Source organism: Arthrobacter sp. 10L424 (assembly GCF_056395325.1).
Genome location: NZ_JBFTJH010000005.1, coordinates 39,268 through 53,301 on the forward strand (window position 1 = coordinate 39,268; position 14,034 = coordinate 53,301).

Annotated in this window: 14 protein-coding genes; 6 read left to right on the top strand and 8 right to left on the bottom strand. The window is 68.6% G+C overall.

Annotation, left to right across the window (positions count from 1 at the left end; genetic code table 11):
- Window positions 1-118: 118 nt before the first annotated feature.
- Genes AC1DC5_RS11085 through AC1DC5_RS11095 form a run of 3 tightly spaced genes read right to left on the bottom strand, consistent with a single transcriptional unit; the run spans window position 119 to window position 3,415 of the window.
- On the bottom strand, window positions 119-1,456 hold the full coding sequence (locus AC1DC5_RS11085) for an ABC transporter substrate-binding protein (protein WP_476865155.1): 1,338 nt from the start codon (window positions 1,454-1,456) through the stop codon (window positions 119-121).
- Between the two features lie 54 nt (window positions 1,457-1,510).
- On the bottom strand, window positions 1,511-2,446 hold the full coding sequence (locus AC1DC5_RS11090) for a carbohydrate ABC transporter permease (protein ID WP_476865156.1): 936 nt from the start codon (window positions 2,444-2,446) through the stop codon (window positions 1,511-1,513).
- A gap of 12 nt (window positions 2,447-2,458) precedes the next feature.
- Complete coding sequence (locus AC1DC5_RS11095; protein WP_441405952.1) at window positions 2,459-3,415, bottom strand: carbohydrate ABC transporter permease; 957 nt, start codon at window positions 3,413-3,415, stop codon at window positions 2,459-2,461.
- Between the two features lie 206 nt (window positions 3,416-3,621).
- Between AC1DC5_RS11095 and AC1DC5_RS11100 the strand changes: the two genes are divergently transcribed.
- A complete protein-coding gene (locus AC1DC5_RS11100) occupies window positions 3,622-4,653 on the top strand; it encodes a LacI family DNA-binding transcriptional regulator (RefSeq protein WP_476865291.1) in 1,032 nt (343 codons plus the stop codon).
- Between the two features lie 162 nt (window positions 4,654-4,815).
- Here AC1DC5_RS11100 and galK read toward each other — a convergent pair whose 3' ends face one another.
- Window positions 4,816-5,988, bottom strand: coding sequence for a galactokinase (gene galK / locus AC1DC5_RS11105; RefSeq protein ID WP_476865157.1), 1,173 nt, complete (start codon window positions 5,986-5,988; stop codon window positions 4,816-4,818).
- On the bottom strand, window positions 5,985-7,139 hold the full coding sequence (gene galT, locus AC1DC5_RS11110; RefSeq protein ID WP_476865158.1) for a galactose-1-phosphate uridylyltransferase: 1,155 nt from the start codon (window positions 7,137-7,139) through the stop codon (window positions 5,985-5,987). The genes galK and galT overlap by 4 nt, the downstream gene beginning before the upstream one ends.
- 170 nt (window positions 7,140-7,309) lie before the next feature.
- On the opposite strand from galT, the gene AC1DC5_RS11115 reads away from it, so the two are divergent.
- Both AC1DC5_RS11115 and arfB read left to right on the top strand, forming a co-directional pair.
- Window positions 7,310-8,110, top strand: a complete 801-nt coding sequence (locus tag AC1DC5_RS11115; RefSeq protein WP_476865159.1) for a DeoR/GlpR family DNA-binding transcription regulator — start codon at window positions 7,310-7,312, stop codon at window positions 8,108-8,110.
- 90 nt (window positions 8,111-8,200) lie between these two features.
- The gene (arfB, locus tag AC1DC5_RS11120) at window positions 8,201-8,623 is read left to right on the top strand and encodes an alternative ribosome rescue aminoacyl-tRNA hydrolase ArfB (protein ID WP_441405949.1); all 423 of its coding nucleotides are present in this window, start codon (window positions 8,201-8,203) and stop codon (window positions 8,621-8,623) included.
- A gap of 72 nt (window positions 8,624-8,695) precedes the next feature.
- Here the strand turns inward: arfB and AC1DC5_RS11125 are convergent, their stop codons facing one another.
- Both AC1DC5_RS11125 and AC1DC5_RS11130 read right to left on the bottom strand, forming a co-directional pair.
- The gene (locus AC1DC5_RS11125) at window positions 8,696-9,055 is read right to left on the bottom strand and encodes a DUF6221 family protein (RefSeq protein WP_476865160.1); all 360 of its coding nucleotides are present in this window, start codon (window positions 9,053-9,055) and stop codon (window positions 8,696-8,698) included.
- Window positions 9,056-9,132: 77 nt separating this feature from the next.
- The gene (locus AC1DC5_RS11130; RefSeq protein ID WP_476865161.1) at window positions 9,133-9,513 is read right to left on the bottom strand and encodes a nuclear transport factor 2 family protein; all 381 of its coding nucleotides are present in this window, start codon (window positions 9,511-9,513) and stop codon (window positions 9,133-9,135) included.
- A 216-nt stretch (window positions 9,514-9,729) separates the two neighbouring features.
- Between AC1DC5_RS11130 and AC1DC5_RS11135 the strand changes: the two genes are divergently transcribed.
- The 3 genes from AC1DC5_RS11135 (at window position 9,730) to AC1DC5_RS11145 (ending at window position 12,877) form a co-directional block, all read left to right on the top strand.
- Window positions 9,730-10,302, top strand: a complete 573-nt coding sequence (locus AC1DC5_RS11135; protein ID WP_476865162.1) for an MOSC domain-containing protein — start codon at window positions 9,730-9,732, stop codon at window positions 10,300-10,302.
- A 232-nt stretch (window positions 10,303-10,534) separates the two neighbouring features.
- Entirely contained in the window at window positions 10,535-11,830 is a 1,296-nt protein-coding gene (locus AC1DC5_RS11140; RefSeq protein ID WP_476865163.1) for a cation:proton antiporter domain-containing protein, read from the top strand.
- 132 nt (window positions 11,831-11,962) lie between these two features.
- Entirely contained in the window at window positions 11,963-12,877 is a 915-nt protein-coding gene (locus AC1DC5_RS11145) for an alpha/beta fold hydrolase (protein ID WP_441405944.1), read from the top strand.
- A 103-nt stretch (window positions 12,878-12,980) separates the two neighbouring features.
- Here AC1DC5_RS11145 and AC1DC5_RS11150 read toward each other — a convergent pair whose 3' ends face one another.
- Window positions 12,981-13,664 carry a hypothetical protein gene (locus AC1DC5_RS11150; protein WP_441405943.1) on the bottom strand — a complete coding sequence of 228 codons (684 nt, stop codon included), beginning with the start codon at window positions 13,662-13,664 and terminating at the stop codon, window positions 12,981-12,983.
- Window positions 13,665-14,034: the final 370 nt, after the last annotated feature.

A 14,034-nucleotide genomic window follows, 5' to 3' on the forward strand; every position in this document is an offset into this window, starting at 1 on the left:
TCGGTGGTTCGGGGCGCGTCCGGGGATGCGGAAACGCGGGTCAGGCAGTGTGCATCAAAGGGAATACCGGATACCGCCGCCGCGAGGAGGTAGCGGCGGCATCCGGGGCGGTGGGGCCCTACTTGAAGAGGGCGTTGACCTGGTTGTTGGCTTCGGTGAGTGAGCTGGCCGGCTTCTTGCCCGCGAGGACCGCGTCCATGGCCGGCTTCATGATGCCGTCCACCTTGGCCGCCTTGTCCGCGATGGGGAAGAGGAACGTGGTGCCGTCCTTGACGTGGGTGGTGAAGGCGGAAACGTCCGTGCCCTTGTCCGCGAAGGCCTTGGCGGCGATCTCGGAGGAGCTGGTGATGGCCGGGAAGACGACGGCCTTCTTGGCGACGACGTCCTGGCAGGCGGCGGAGCCGAGGTATTCGACCCACTTGACCGCGGCGGCCGGGTTCTTGGTGCCGGCCCAAACCGAGTCGGCCAGGCCGTTGAACATGCTGGCGCGCTTGCCCTCGGGGCCCTTGGGGGTGGGCGCGAACGCGGTTTCCACGCCCTTGTAGCTCTGGTACTGCCCGATCAGCCAGTCGCCGGTGGTGTTGATGGCGGCCTTGCCGGCGCCGAAGTTGTCGGCGAGGCTGGCGCCCACGGTGGTTTCCAGCCTGGGCATGTAGCCCTTGTCGATCAGGCCGGCCCACCAGGCAATCGTTTCCTGGAAGCGGGGATCGTCGTAGTTGAACTCGGTGCCCCACGGGTTCTTGTCCGTGTGGGTCCAGCCCGTGGTGGCGGTCAGGAAGCTCCACTCGGTCTGGCCCTGGCCGGAGCCGCCGCCCGCGAGGCCGAGGCCGTAGACCGCGACGTTGTTCTTGTCGAAGCCGGCCTCGTCGCCGCGCACGCCGTTCTTGTCCACGGTGAGGTGCGCGATCGCCTTCTCGTAGCTGCCGCCGTCCTGCGGGTTCCAGTCCAGGTTGGCCATCTGGTCCGCCGTGAGACCCGCGGAGTCGGCCATGGCCTTGTTGTAGAAGAGGCCCACGGTGTCCCAGTCCTTGGGCAGGCCGTAGCGCTTGCCGTCCTGGCCGACCCACAGTTCGGGGAGGCCCTTGGTGTAGCTTTCCAGCTTGATGCCGTCCTTGGCGACGGCGTCGTCCAGGGAGAGCAGCTGCTTCTTCGCCGCGTACTCGGGGTACTTGGAGAGGTGGTTGGTGAAGACGTCCGGGGCCGTGCCGGCCACGAAGCCGTTGGTCAGCGTGGTCCAGTAGTCGTCCCAGCCGCGCTGGGTGATCTTGACCTTGATGTCCGGGTTGGCCTTGGTGAAATCGTCGGCGCACTGCTGGTAGGCGGGGAGCTGGTTCGCGTCCCAGAGCCAGTAGTTGATTTCACCCTTGGCTTCGGCGGAGGGGGCGGAACCTCCGCAGGCGGACAGGGAGAGGGCGATGGCTGCGGCGGCAGCGACGGCGCCGAGGGTCTTCTTCATGGTGGACCTTTCAGGGATGTGCGGTGTGGACATGTAAGCGCGGGTGCGTTCGGGTTACTTGATGCCGGAGAAGCCGATGGAGTTGACCACCCGCTTGCCGAAGGCGATGAAGAGCAGGAGGACGGGCAGTGCGGCGATCAGGGTGGCGGCCATCAGGCCGGACCAGTCGGGGGCGCCCTGCGGGGACTGCGATTTGAAGACACCCAGGCCCACGGTGAGGACCCGGACGCTTTCGTCCTGGCCCACCAGCAGCGGCCAGAAGTATTCGTTCCATTGGCCGATGAACGTCAGCAGGGCCAGGGTGGCCAGCGGGGCGGCGGCATTGGGCAGCACGATCTGAAAGAAGATCCTGACGTGTTTGGCGCCGTCGAGCATGGCGGCTTCCTCCACTTCGCGGGACATGGAGAGGAAGAACTGGCGCAGGAAGAAGATGGCGAAGGGGGTCATGAACAGGAAGGGCAGGGCCAGACCGGCAAACGTGTTGAGCAGCCCCAGGTTCTTGATCATGAGGAAGTTGGGCAGGGCGGTGAAGATCGGCGGGACCATCATGGTGGCGAGGAACAGGCCGAAGACCACGTTCCGTCCGGGCCAGCGGAGCCGGGAGAAGGCGTAGGCGGCCATCGCGCTGAAGAAAACTTGCCCGGCGGTGGTGACCGTGGCGAAGATGATGGAGTTCCGCAGGTACAGCCAGAAATTGATGGCGGCGCCTGAGCCGCCCTCGGCGATGGCCTCCTCGGGGGTCTGCAGGCCGAGGACCCGCTTGAAGGCACCGAGGCTGAAGTCGGCCGGCAGTAGGTTGCTGGCGTTGGAGGCGAGGGAGGCGTTGCTGGAGAGCGCGGTGCGGAGCATCCAGAGGAACGGCGCGATGGTCACGACGACGGCGACGACGACAAGTGTCCAGGCGCCGGCGCGGCGCCAGTTGAACGGCTTCCCGGGCTTCCGGTGTGCGGTTTTGGCGGACGTTTTGCGGGAAAGGGCGGAGGTTGTCATGGCTGGGGTTCCTTAGTCCAGATCCGATTCGTTGCCCTTGAGGAACTTCATCTGGATGAAGGCCACGAGGGCGAGAATGACGAAGAGAATGACGGACAGGGCCGAGGCGTAGCCGAAATCGGATTCACCGAAGGCCTTCTGGTAGATGTACATCTGGATGACGCGGGAGGCGTTGATGGGTCCGCCGCCGGTGGTGACGGCCACGGTGTCGAACACCTGGAAGGACCCGATCACCGTGACCACGAGGACCAGCACCAGCACGGGGCGCAGGAGCGGCATGGTGATGCTCCAGAAGGTCCGGGTGGGGGATGCGCCGTCGAGGGACGCGACCTCGTAGACGTGGCTGGGGATGGACTGCAGCCCGGCGAAGATCAGCAGTGCCGTGTAGCCCATGTGCCGCCAGACGTTGACGCCGGCGATGGTGGGGATGGCCCACTGTTCGCTGCCGAAGAAGGCGATGCGGGGCAGGCCGAACCAGTTGATGATCTCGTTGACGATCCCGATCTGGTAGTCGAGCATCCAGAACCACAGGAGCGCCACGATCACGTTGGCGACGAGGAACGGCAGCAGCAGGGCGCCCCGGATGAGCGTGGATTTCGCCACCCGGTGCATCAGCAGCGCCAGCCCGAGGGCGATGACAGTCTGAAAACCGATGTTCAGGCCGACGTACTGGAGGGTGACGGCCATGGCGTTCCAGAACAGCTCGTCCGCGAAGATCGCGGTGTAGTTCCGGGTGCCGATCCAGGTGGGATCCCCCAAGACGCTGTATTCGGTGAAGCTGAGGTAGACGCCGCGGATCGTGGGAACCAGGAAGAAGGCGACGAAGCCGACCATGGCCGGGAGGATGAACAGCAGGGCGATCCGGAGGTCGCCCAGGCGGCGTCCCCGGCCGGCCCGGAGGGTGTTCCCGCGGTGCGGAGGTTTGGATCCGCCAGCCACGGGATCCGGAAGTTTGGTGATGGTAGTCATCGTTGACTCTTCCTGGTGGTGTGATGTGGGTAACAGCTGGAACAGAATCTACACGAGTAGATTTTGGCTGGCAAGAGATATTTCTAGCATTCACCGCAGTTTTCTTGTACCCGCCAGTAACGATTGACTCGAGTAGATAGCAATGGGACACTGTCTGAAATGTCCATCTCGAGAGGCACCCGTGAGCGATTGGCCCTGTGGCTAGCATGGACTCCATGACGACTTCGGCAGTACACACCCCCCGCGGCCCAGTGACCCGCAAGGACGTCGCCCGCTACGCCGGGGTCAGCACCGCCGTCGTCAGCTATGTCGTCAACGGCGGCCCGAAGAAGGTGGCCCCGGCCACCGAGGCGAAGGTCCAGGATGCCATCCGCATTCTGGGCTACCGGCCCAACGCGGCCGCCCGCGCGCTCAAGCTCGGCTCCAGTGAGACCATTGGCCTGGTCATCCCGGACAACACCAACCCGTTCTTTTCGCTGCTGGCCCATGCCGTCGAGGACGCCGCGGCCGAGCTCGGCTACGCCCTGCTGCTGACCAACTCCGACGGCAACCTCTCCAAGGAGCGCCGGAACATCCGGAACCTCGCCTCGCGCCAGGTGGACGGGGTGGTGCTCGCCAGCGTGCTGTTTGAACCCGACCTCGCGGCCCTCGAGTCGGCCGAGATTCCCGCAGTGCTCCTGAACCATGGCGGCAAGTCACCCGGATTCAACAGCGTGGGCGTGGATCTGGCGGCCGGGGCGCGGATAGCGGTGGATCACCTGATCGGGCACGGGCACACCAGCATCGCCCTCGCCATGGGCACCAACACGGGCCACGATTACGACCTCCGTGAAGAGGGCTGGCTGCAGGCGCTTGCGGCGGCAGGGCTGCCGGAGGGGCCTATTGTCCGCGGACCGTTCAGCCGGGAAGGCGGGTACACCGTGGGCCGCAGGCTGCTTGCCTCGGCGGACCGGCCCACGGCCATCTTCGCCAGCTCGGACATGCAGGCGATCGGCATCCTGCGCGCCATCCACGAAGCCGGACTGAGCGTGCCGGGCGATATCGCCCTGACTTCCTTCGACGGCTCTGCCGAGGCCGAATACAGCTGGCCCGCCCTGACGACCGTGGAGCAGCCGGTCCGGGTGATGGCGGAAGCCGCCGTCGGCGCACTCCTCGGCGCGCGCCGCGGCGAACCGGCGGAGCACCGCATCTTCCCCACCGAACTCCGGATCCGGCAGTCCTGCGGCTGCCCCGCTTAAGCCGCACCCTGGCCGAGCTTGCGAGGCGAGGGGGCCGGTTGGGCCCACGCCGGCAGGGTTCCCTGGCCGAGCTTGCGAGGCGAGGGGGCCGGTTGGGCCCACGCCGGCAGGGTTCCCTGGCCGAGCTTGCGAGGCGAGGGTGCCGGTGGGGAACAGCCGACGTCAGGACAGTCGCTCTGCTCCGGCGGCCGGCGTGACAGTGAAGATGTCCGGTGCTGTGAATCCGGCTTCCGCGAAGGCGCGCACGACGGCGTCGCGGACCTGCCGCTCGTCCCGAACCGGAGTCAAGGCGATGGCCGATCCGCCGAAGCCGCCGCCGGTCATGCGGGCGCCGATGGCGCCGTGGCCGCGGGCCGTGTCCACGGCAAGGTCGAGCTCCGGGCAGGAGATCTCGAAGTCGTCCCGCATGGAGGCGTGGCTGGCATCGAGGAGGTGGCCGATGCGGGCCGGGCCGTGGGACCGGAGGGTGTCCACTGCCTGCAGCACGCGGGCGTTTTCGGTGACGACGTGCCGGACCCGCCGGAACGTGACCGGATCAAGCAGGCCGCCGGCCTCCTCGAGGTCGGCGACGGCGACGTCCCTCAGGGCTTTGACGCCCAGGACCTCGGCGCCAAGCTCGCAGGACGCGCGGCGGGAGGCGTAACCGCCGTCGGCGTGGGAATGCGCCACCTTCGTGTCGACCACCAGCAGGACGAGCCCGGCGTCCTGCGCCCGGAACGGGACGAGCTCCACGGACTGGTCCCGGCAGTCGAGGAACACCGCGTGACCGCTGGCGCCGCGCAGCGATGCCGACTGGTCCATGATGCCGGTGGGTGCACCGACAAAGGCGTTTTCGGCATGGTGGGTGAGCATGACCATTTCCACCGCGGTGAGCCCTGCGCCGGTGAGCTCGTTCAGGGCCGTGACGACGGCGCACTCGATCGCATGCGAGGAGGACAACCCCGCCCCGAGCGGGACGTCGGAATCCAGGAGGAGGTCGAACCCGGGGACGTCGATGCCACGCTGCTGCAGGGCCCACACCACTCCGAGCGGGTACTTGACCCAGCCTTTGACGGTGCCCGGCGCCAGGGCGGCGGCGTCGGCTTCGACGAGCCCCTGGCCGCCAAAGGTGGACAGCAGCCGGATGCTGCTGTCGCTGCGGAGCCGGACGGCGGTCCTGGCCCGCTTGTCGATCGCGAAGGGCAGGACGAAACCCTCGTTGTAGTCGGTGTGCTCGCCGATCAGGTTCACCCGGCCCGGGGCGGCCCAGACGCCGTGCGGGGCTGCGCCGAACGCGGCCTCGAACCGGTCTGCCAGGGCACCGGTCCCGGCTTCGGTACGCGCGGTGGTGTTCATGCGGGCGCGCCTTCCGGGGTCACAGTGGTGAGCGGGGCGGCGCCGGCTGGCGCCTCGCCGGCCACCTCCCGCAGCCGGGCAGCGACGGATTCCGGCGTGGTGTCGTTAATGAAGGCTCCCATCGCGGCTTCAGAGCCGGCCAGATACTTGAGCTTGTCCGCGGCGCGGCGGGGCGAGGTCAGCTGCAGGTGTAGATGGCCGTCCCGGCGCAGGGCAGGCTCCAGCGGGGCCTGGTGCCAGGCCGCGATGTACGGGGTCGGCGTCGGGTACAGGGCGTCGAAGCGCTTCAAGAGTTCCGGGTACAGCCCGGCCAACTCGTCCCGTTCTGCGCCGTTCAGGGCGGCTAGATCCGGTACCTGGCGGTGCGGGACCAGATGGACTTCGAGCGGCCAGCGCGCCGCGAAGGGAACGTAGGCGCTGAAGTGTTCGCCCTCTAGCACCATGCGGCTGCCGTCATTGCGTTCGGCCCGCAGCAGGGAGGACGTAAGCGTCTCCCCGCCGCCGGACGTGGCGGCGTATTCGCCGGCCGCGGCGGCCAGGACCGCGGCGCGGGGCGTGACGTAGGGGTACGCGTAGATCTGCCCGTGCGGGTGGTGCAGGGTGACGCCGATTTCGGCACCGCGGTTTTCGAACGGGAAGACCTGCTGGATGCCGGGCAGCGCGCTGAGCGCCTCCGTGCGGTGGGCCCAGGCGTCGATCACCGTGCGGGTGCGCTGCCAGCCCAGCTCGGCGAAGGACCCGGTGTGCTGCGGCGTGAAGGCCACCACCTCGCAGCGGCCGACGGCGGGTGCGGCGGTCCCCCAGCCCGGCGCCGGCGGGACATCGTGCGTGGCCGGGCCCAGGGAGGGGAAGCGGTTCTCAAAGACGGCGACGTCATAGTCCGGCGCCGGAATCTCGGTCCGGTTGGCCGGCGTCGTCGGGCAGATGGGGCACTGGTCCGCCGGCGGCAGGTGCGTGCGCGACTGCCGGTGAGCGGCGACGGCCACCCATTCGCCGCTGAGGGCATCGAAGCGCAGCTGGCCCGGTTCCGGGCGGGCGGGCAGCTCGCGGTGGTCCACGAGGGAGGCGGCGGGCCGCTCGGCGGACCCGGCGTCGTCAAAGTAGAGGATCTCCCGGCCGTCGGCCAGGCGGGTCATGGTGGTTCGCGTCATGGTTTCAGTTGTACATGAGAAAACATTTTCAAACAATAGAGCACAAAACAAAGCAGAAAGTGTGTGCGATTAGTGGGTGCTGGCGGTACGCTGTGCTGGAGGAAGCCCCGGTGGCCCAAGCCGCCAGCTCCCGCCGGATCCCCCGCCAGCACCCCTACGAAGGACGCAGAATGCTCGCCGCAGCCCGCCACTCCGCCATCCTCGCGGAGGTCCAGCGCGAGCGGATTGTCCGCGTCGCGGACCTCGCCCGGATGCTGGGCGTATCCCTTATGACCGTCCGCCGGGACATCGACGCCCTGGACGCTGCGGGCGCCGTGGAGAAGATCCACGGCGGGGCAAAGCTGCCCGGCGCGGTCAGTACCCACGAGCCGGGGTTCGAGCTGAAGGCGACTCAGCTGCAGGAAGAAAAGATGGCGATCGCGCATGAGGCCGCGGCCCAGGTGCGCGAGGGTATGGCGGTGGGCCTCAGCGCTGGCACCACCACGTGGGCGCTGGCGCAGCTGCTGTCCACCGGTCCCCGGATCACCGTGGTTACCAACTCGGTGCGCGTGGCCGACGTCTTCCACCAGAGCCCGTCCCCGTCCACGGTGATCCTGACGGGCGGCGAGCGCACGCCCTCGGATGCCCTGGTGGGTCCGCTGGCCACGTCGGCCCTCAAGCAGCTGCACCTGGACGTGCTGTTCCTGGGCGTCCACGGCGTGGATGCCGACGCCGGCTTCACAACGCCCAATGTGTTGGAAGCCGAGACGGACCGGGCCTTCGTGGCCGCGGCCCGCCGGGTAGTGGTCCTGGCCGACCATACGAAGTGGGGCACCTTCGGCATCAGCACCATCGCCGGCCTGGAGGAGGCAGACGAGCTCATCAGCGACGAGGGCCTCCCCGGGGAGGCGCGGCGGATCCTGGCTGAGCGGGTGGGCAGGTTGCGGCTGGCGCCCGTCGGCGCCGCGGCCCGCGCGGCCGAGGCGGGGTAGACCCGGCAGACAGCCGACGCCGGACGGCTGCGGCGCGGCAGCTCGCCGCTCCGGGACCTTGATCCACCCAAACCGTGCAACGCTAGTGGCATGGATCTGGAGGTGTCGCCCGCGCTCACGATTCCCGCGTCGGAACTCGGCTGGCGGTTCTCGCGCTCGTCGGGGCCCGGCGGCCAGCACGTCAACACCTCCGACAGCCGCGTTGAACTCTCCTGGAATGTCGCCGACTCGGCAGTACTTTCGGATGGACAACGGCTGCGGCTGGTCACGCGCCTTGAACGACGCCTCGTCGCCGGGGTGATCACCGTGACCGCCTCCGAACGGCGCTCCCAGCTGCGCAATCGCGAGCTGGCCCTGGCCAAGCTTGCCAATCTTGTGGCGGAGGGCCTCGCTCCCGAAGCCGCCCGTCGGCGGGCGACCAAACCCACCCGGGGCTCGAACCAGCGCCGCCTCGCGGCAAAGGGACAGCGGGCGGCAACAAAAATGCAGCGCAAGCGGCCGTCCGCCGAATAGCGCCCGGCAGGACCGCTTGGCAGGCTCCCGCCAGGCCCGGGCCCCAAGAAGTGCCCGCCCGGGCACCCCGCCTCAGGGTTCGGCACGCACCTCAGCCGACACATCGTTGGGCAGCTCGGGCGACCAGCCGGGGTCGTAGTCCGGATGGTCACGATAGGACCCGGCAAGAATCGTCAGCATTGCCCGGCGGGCAATGGCAACGGTCCCTTCAGCATCCCCGGGATCTTCAATTCCCTCGCCTTCGGCAGCTTCCTTCCAGCTGGCGATGATGGCCCTCTTCTCTGCGCACTCTTCCTGCATCCGCCCACCGAGTGACCCCTTGCCGTCGCTTCCGTCTTCCGGGAGTTCGGACGTGCCGACGACGAACATGCCGTCCCGGATCGCTGCTTCTTCTTCCGCGATGCGCGCTTCCAGAAACTCGACAATGTTCATGGCGACCATCATTGCATCCGCACTCCGCCCGTCAGAAGACGTTCGCCGCGGGAGCAGGCCGCTCCGCGGTTTCCCCGCTAGGCCTTTTCAACCCACTGGGCGCGCCAGGCCGGCGCCTCGAAGGCCTCACTCCAGTACGCCGTTTCCGTGGCGATCTTGCCGTCCCGGAATTCGAAGATAAAGACCGTTTCATACGCCGGGCCGCCGTAGTCCAGTGACGCCTCGAGGACCACCAGGTCCCCGCTGCTGACCAGTTTGCGGGGCGTGATGGTGGGCAGTTGCGGGAAGGCGTTGTAGATTCCCCGCCGGTTCTCTGCGCCGCGCACGAGTTCCCCGGATTGCGGCCAGTGCATGACGGCGTCGTCGTGAAAGAGCTCGTCCATGAGCTCGACACGACGGTCGTTGATGCAGGAGACCAGCCTGTTGACCACGTTCTCGTTGGCATTGGATTCATCCATGGCCTTCACCTCATCGCTAGGAACCATCTGCTGGCTGCGTCGTGGCGCGGGTTCCTGAAGAGCGAGGCCTCGCTCGGGTCTCTCGGCCTGGTCAGAATCTCACGCTCCTTGCATTTTGCTCCCGCTCACCGGTTTCCGCCACAGCATCCGCGTATCCCGTCCGCCGTCGCCCGTTTTAGCCTGTGGTTCCCCCGGTTTGGAGGATAGTTTGGGGACATGACGGCAAACTACAGGTACGACGTCGAGATCCTCCACCTCCTCGTGTCGCCCGCCCACGCCTACTTCGGCCGCGCCCGCGAGGGTGCAGCCGACGTCCCCACGACGGACGCGGACCGGGTGGAGCTGGTGGCCGGAAAGGGCATCGTCGGCGACCGGTTCTTCGGCAAGGCCGCGCACATGGACGCGGCCGTCACCCTGATCGCCGTCGAGGCCCTCGAGGAGATGGCCGCCGAGCTGGGCTCCGCACCGTTTGATCCGCTGCTGGCCCGGCGCAACGTGGTCATCAGGGGTGCCCAGCTGGCTCCCCTCATTGGCGGGGACTTTGCGCTGGAATCGCGCGGGGAACTGGTGCGGTTCAAGGCCGGACGGCCGGCCCACCCGTGCGCCTGGATGGACCAGATGCTGGCACTGGGCGCGCACGCCGCCATGCGTGGCCGGGGAGGGGTGCGCTGCCAGCCGCTCTCCGACGGCACACTGCACCAGGGTCCGGCCGTGCTGGTCAGCCCCGTGGAGCTGGATCCCGCGCGCGCCGGTACGCCCAGCCTGCTGCGGCCGTCACGTCTGCCCTAGCTCCGCACCCACCCAGCGCCGAGGTCGCCGGAAAGCTGCCATTTCGCCGTAAGCTTCCGACGATCTCGCGGGTTTCCGGCGAGTCCGGCGCGCGCCCGGCCACGCCCCGCCATTCCCGGCTTCAAGGGGACTTTGGACCGGGGCGCTGGCTGGCCCATCCCGCCTAAAATTTGAGTATGGCCGGTTCCGGCGCATTTGAAGTGGAGACCGCGGAAGCGGGCGCCGATCCGTCATGGAGCTGACGGCTATCGTCCTCATCACCGCGGCCCTGTTCGCCTGGGCCCTGGTTTCGGCGCGGCTACAGCGGGCGGACCTGACTGCCCCCGTTGTGTTTACAGCTTTCGGCGCAGGACTGGCCTTGTCCGGGCTGGTCGACGGCGCCGCACCACCGGCTGGCCTCACCCCGATGGTCGAGGTCACCTTGGTGTGGGTGCTCTTCTCCGACGCCGCCCGCCTGCCCCTCCAGCAGCTGCGCCGGGATGTGGGCCGCTATGTGCGGCTGCTGGGGGTGGGCCTGCCCCTGACGATCGTGTTCGGGTGGGCCCTGGCCCTATGGTTCTTCCCTCCGTTCGGGTTGTGGCTTGCCCTCCTCGTCGGCGCGGCGCTGGCCCCCACCGACGCCGCGCTGGGGATCCCGGTGGTGACGAATCCGGCGGTGCCGTCGCGGATCCGTCAGCTGATCACTGTCGAGAGCGGCCTCAACGACGGCATCGCCACCCCGGTTGTAATGGTCGCGATTGCCGGCGCGGCCGCCGCGGCGGGTCTGGAGAGCGCCCACGGTCCCGGCAGCGCCGCCGTCGAGCTGCTCATCGGTGCCGGCGTCGGCGCGGGAGCCGGGGCCCTGGGCGGGTGGCTGCTGCGGGCGGCCCGCCGGCGCGGGACCGCCGGTGAGGACTTCGCCGGCATCGGGGTCCTTGCCCTGAGCCTGCTCGCCTACTCCGCCGCCCTCGCCGCTGGCGGCAACGGGTTCGTCGCCGCGTTCTGCGGCGGGCTGGCGTTCGGCACGTGCGCCGGCCAGCGGGGGCCGGCGGAACTGGTCTTCGTCGAGCAGATGGGCGGCCTGGTGTCCCTGCTCGTGTGGCTGGCGTTCGGAGCCATCGCAGTTCCGACGATGGTGGAGAACTTCGTCCCGCTGACTCTCGTATACGCCATTCTCAGCCTCACGCTGGTGCGCATGCTGCCGGTGGCACTGGCCTCGATCGGTGCAGGACTCGACCGGAAGACCGTCCTGTTCGTGGGGTGGTTCGGCCCGCGCGGCCTGGCTTCGCTCGTCTTCGCGCTGCTGGCGCTGGAAACCCTGGGGCCCGCGTCCGACGAGGCAGTGGCCGTCATATCGGCCACCGTCCTGCTCAGCGTCGTGGCCCATGGCTTCAGCGCCACGCCGCTGGCCGCCCGCTACGGGCGGGCCGCTGTCGCGGCGGGCCCGGAACCTGGCGGACCGGTGCCGGTGGCTCCCGCTCCCGCCCGGGGACTGAGCCGCAAACACACGCCGGCTGCGCAACTCAGGCTGAAGCGCACCCGCCCCTAGGGTGCCCTGGACCCGCCGGTGCCGCTGGTTCAGGATTCATCACCAACGCAGGCACCAGGCGGTCAGCGATACACCGGTCCGGAACGCCGGCGGCTCCGAATCAGGTGTGGAAACCACGAACGGAGGGTGACGATGAGACTTCAGCCGGGCACCGGCCCGAACGTGGCGCCCGCCCTGCAGCGGTATGTCCTGCCCACGGAATTGGGTCCCTGCACAGTGCGTGTCCAGCAGGGCACCGGAGGCCTGCCTCCCGCATCCGGCACACCCGACGTCTACCTTCACGGCGCCGCGGGATCCTGGGCTGACTTCGTCCCGCTGCTTGCCGGCGCGCAGACCCGGACGCGGGTGCTGATTGATCTGCCGGGCTGGGGCGAATCCACGAAGGGCGCGCGGCTCGAACACTTCAGCATCGAGGCGATGGCCAGCGTTGTCACCGGCGTGCTGGACTCGCTCGGTTACCTGCGGTGGAACCTGGTGGGCCACTCCATGGGAGGGTTCCTGGCGTTGCACATTGCCGCGACGTCGCCGGAGCGGACCGCCAGCGTAGCCGCCATCTCTGCTACGACCTTCGGCGTGGCCGAAGCAGCCCGTCGGCCGCTGCGCGGCCTGTCCGGATTCCCGGCGTTCGCCGGCATGCTGCTGCTCATGCGTTCCGTGACGGCCCTCGGCCCGGCAGGGTCGGCGCTGGTCCGCGCAGTCCGTGCCACGCCTGCGATGGGACTGCTGTTGTCCCCGTTCTTCGCGAACCCCGCAGCCCTTTCCAAAAGCGTGATCCGCGGCCTTGGCCGCAATGCCCGGCCCGCAGGCTTCTGCGCTGCTGCCGAGGCCGCGGCGCACTACGATTTTGCTCCGTGGCGCGGGATCCTCTGCCCGGTGCTGGCGACCCGCGGGGACAGCGACGTGTTCACGCCTCCCTCCGATCTGGCCCGGCTGGCCGATGTGGTCCCGCACGTCCGGATGGTGACGATCCCCCGCTGCGGCCACTTCGCGAACATCGAGCAGCCGCACCACGTGCAACAGCTGCTCGATGACCTGCGGTCACCGTGAGGCGCGTCAGCGACGGGCACTGCCGCCATCACGACCAGTCCGGTAACCAGGCGCACGACGGCGGGGGCCTCCCGTCGTCGTGCTCCCCCGTCCGTCCGGGGCGCTACGGCCGGGACTCGGCGACCGGCGCGGCCGCCGGTGGCAGAGGCAAGTCGAGGCCCTTGACCCGCCGGTAGGCGACGCGCACGAACCGCACGCCGTTGGAGGCGATGCTGACTGCCCCGAAGAAAGCGAAGCCGAACACAGGGTCCCCCGCCTCGGCGATCGTGAGGACGGCGGTTCCGGCCAGGAAATAGATGGTCCCTTCCACGGTGTTCACGCCGAGGGACAGCAGGCTCAGTCCGCGGGTTGACGCGCTGACCAGGCCTTCGTAGGCCGCCGGGACGGCGTAGAAAAGAGTCGATAGACCCAGCATGAAACCCAGGGCGTCCTCAACCGGCAAAAAGAACCGGGCTCCGGCCGTTGCAAGCACGAGGGCTACCGCCGAACCGGTGCCGGCCAGGATAATTTCGCGGTTCTTCCGGGCGTCGGTCCTGGCGACCTCCCGGCACAGGAAGGCGTGGATGACGATCCACAGGATGTTGGCCGCCAGCACCCACCAACTCTGGACCAGCACAGCCAGCGCCAGCCAGCCGAGTCCCGTGCCGGCCAGAACGCCCAGGCTCAGGCCACTGACGCCGTCGCTGGTCCCGGTGCGCTGCACGCGCAGGAGTGCGGGTACTGACCGGATGACCTCGACGGCGATCAGGACCAGCCCGGCGAGGGCAGCGGACATTTCGGCGGACAACGTGCTCCTTCAGGTTCCCTTGGGCTCTTGCGCGGCTCCAACACCATAACCGGGAGGGCGGGGACGCTGCGATCCCCCAACGCCTGTGACGAGTCTCACGGGCAATAAATGCCAATTCGGCTTGAGCCGATCGAGCCGCGCTGTGCACTATGGAAAGGCACGGCAGGGACGTCAGAGTCCCGCCGCAGCAGCCCACGGCCCCTTCGACGCCCCGCGCACGCAGCGGATCAGAGGGCCGGCGGCAACAGTTTTACCCATCCTGGTGGACGCAATGAGGCCAAACCGGTGAGCTCGCAGAGCCGCCAACGGTCCCGGAGCGTTCCCGGTTTGGCCCTACGGCGGCTCCGCATCGGTGCGGCAGCCGGACACC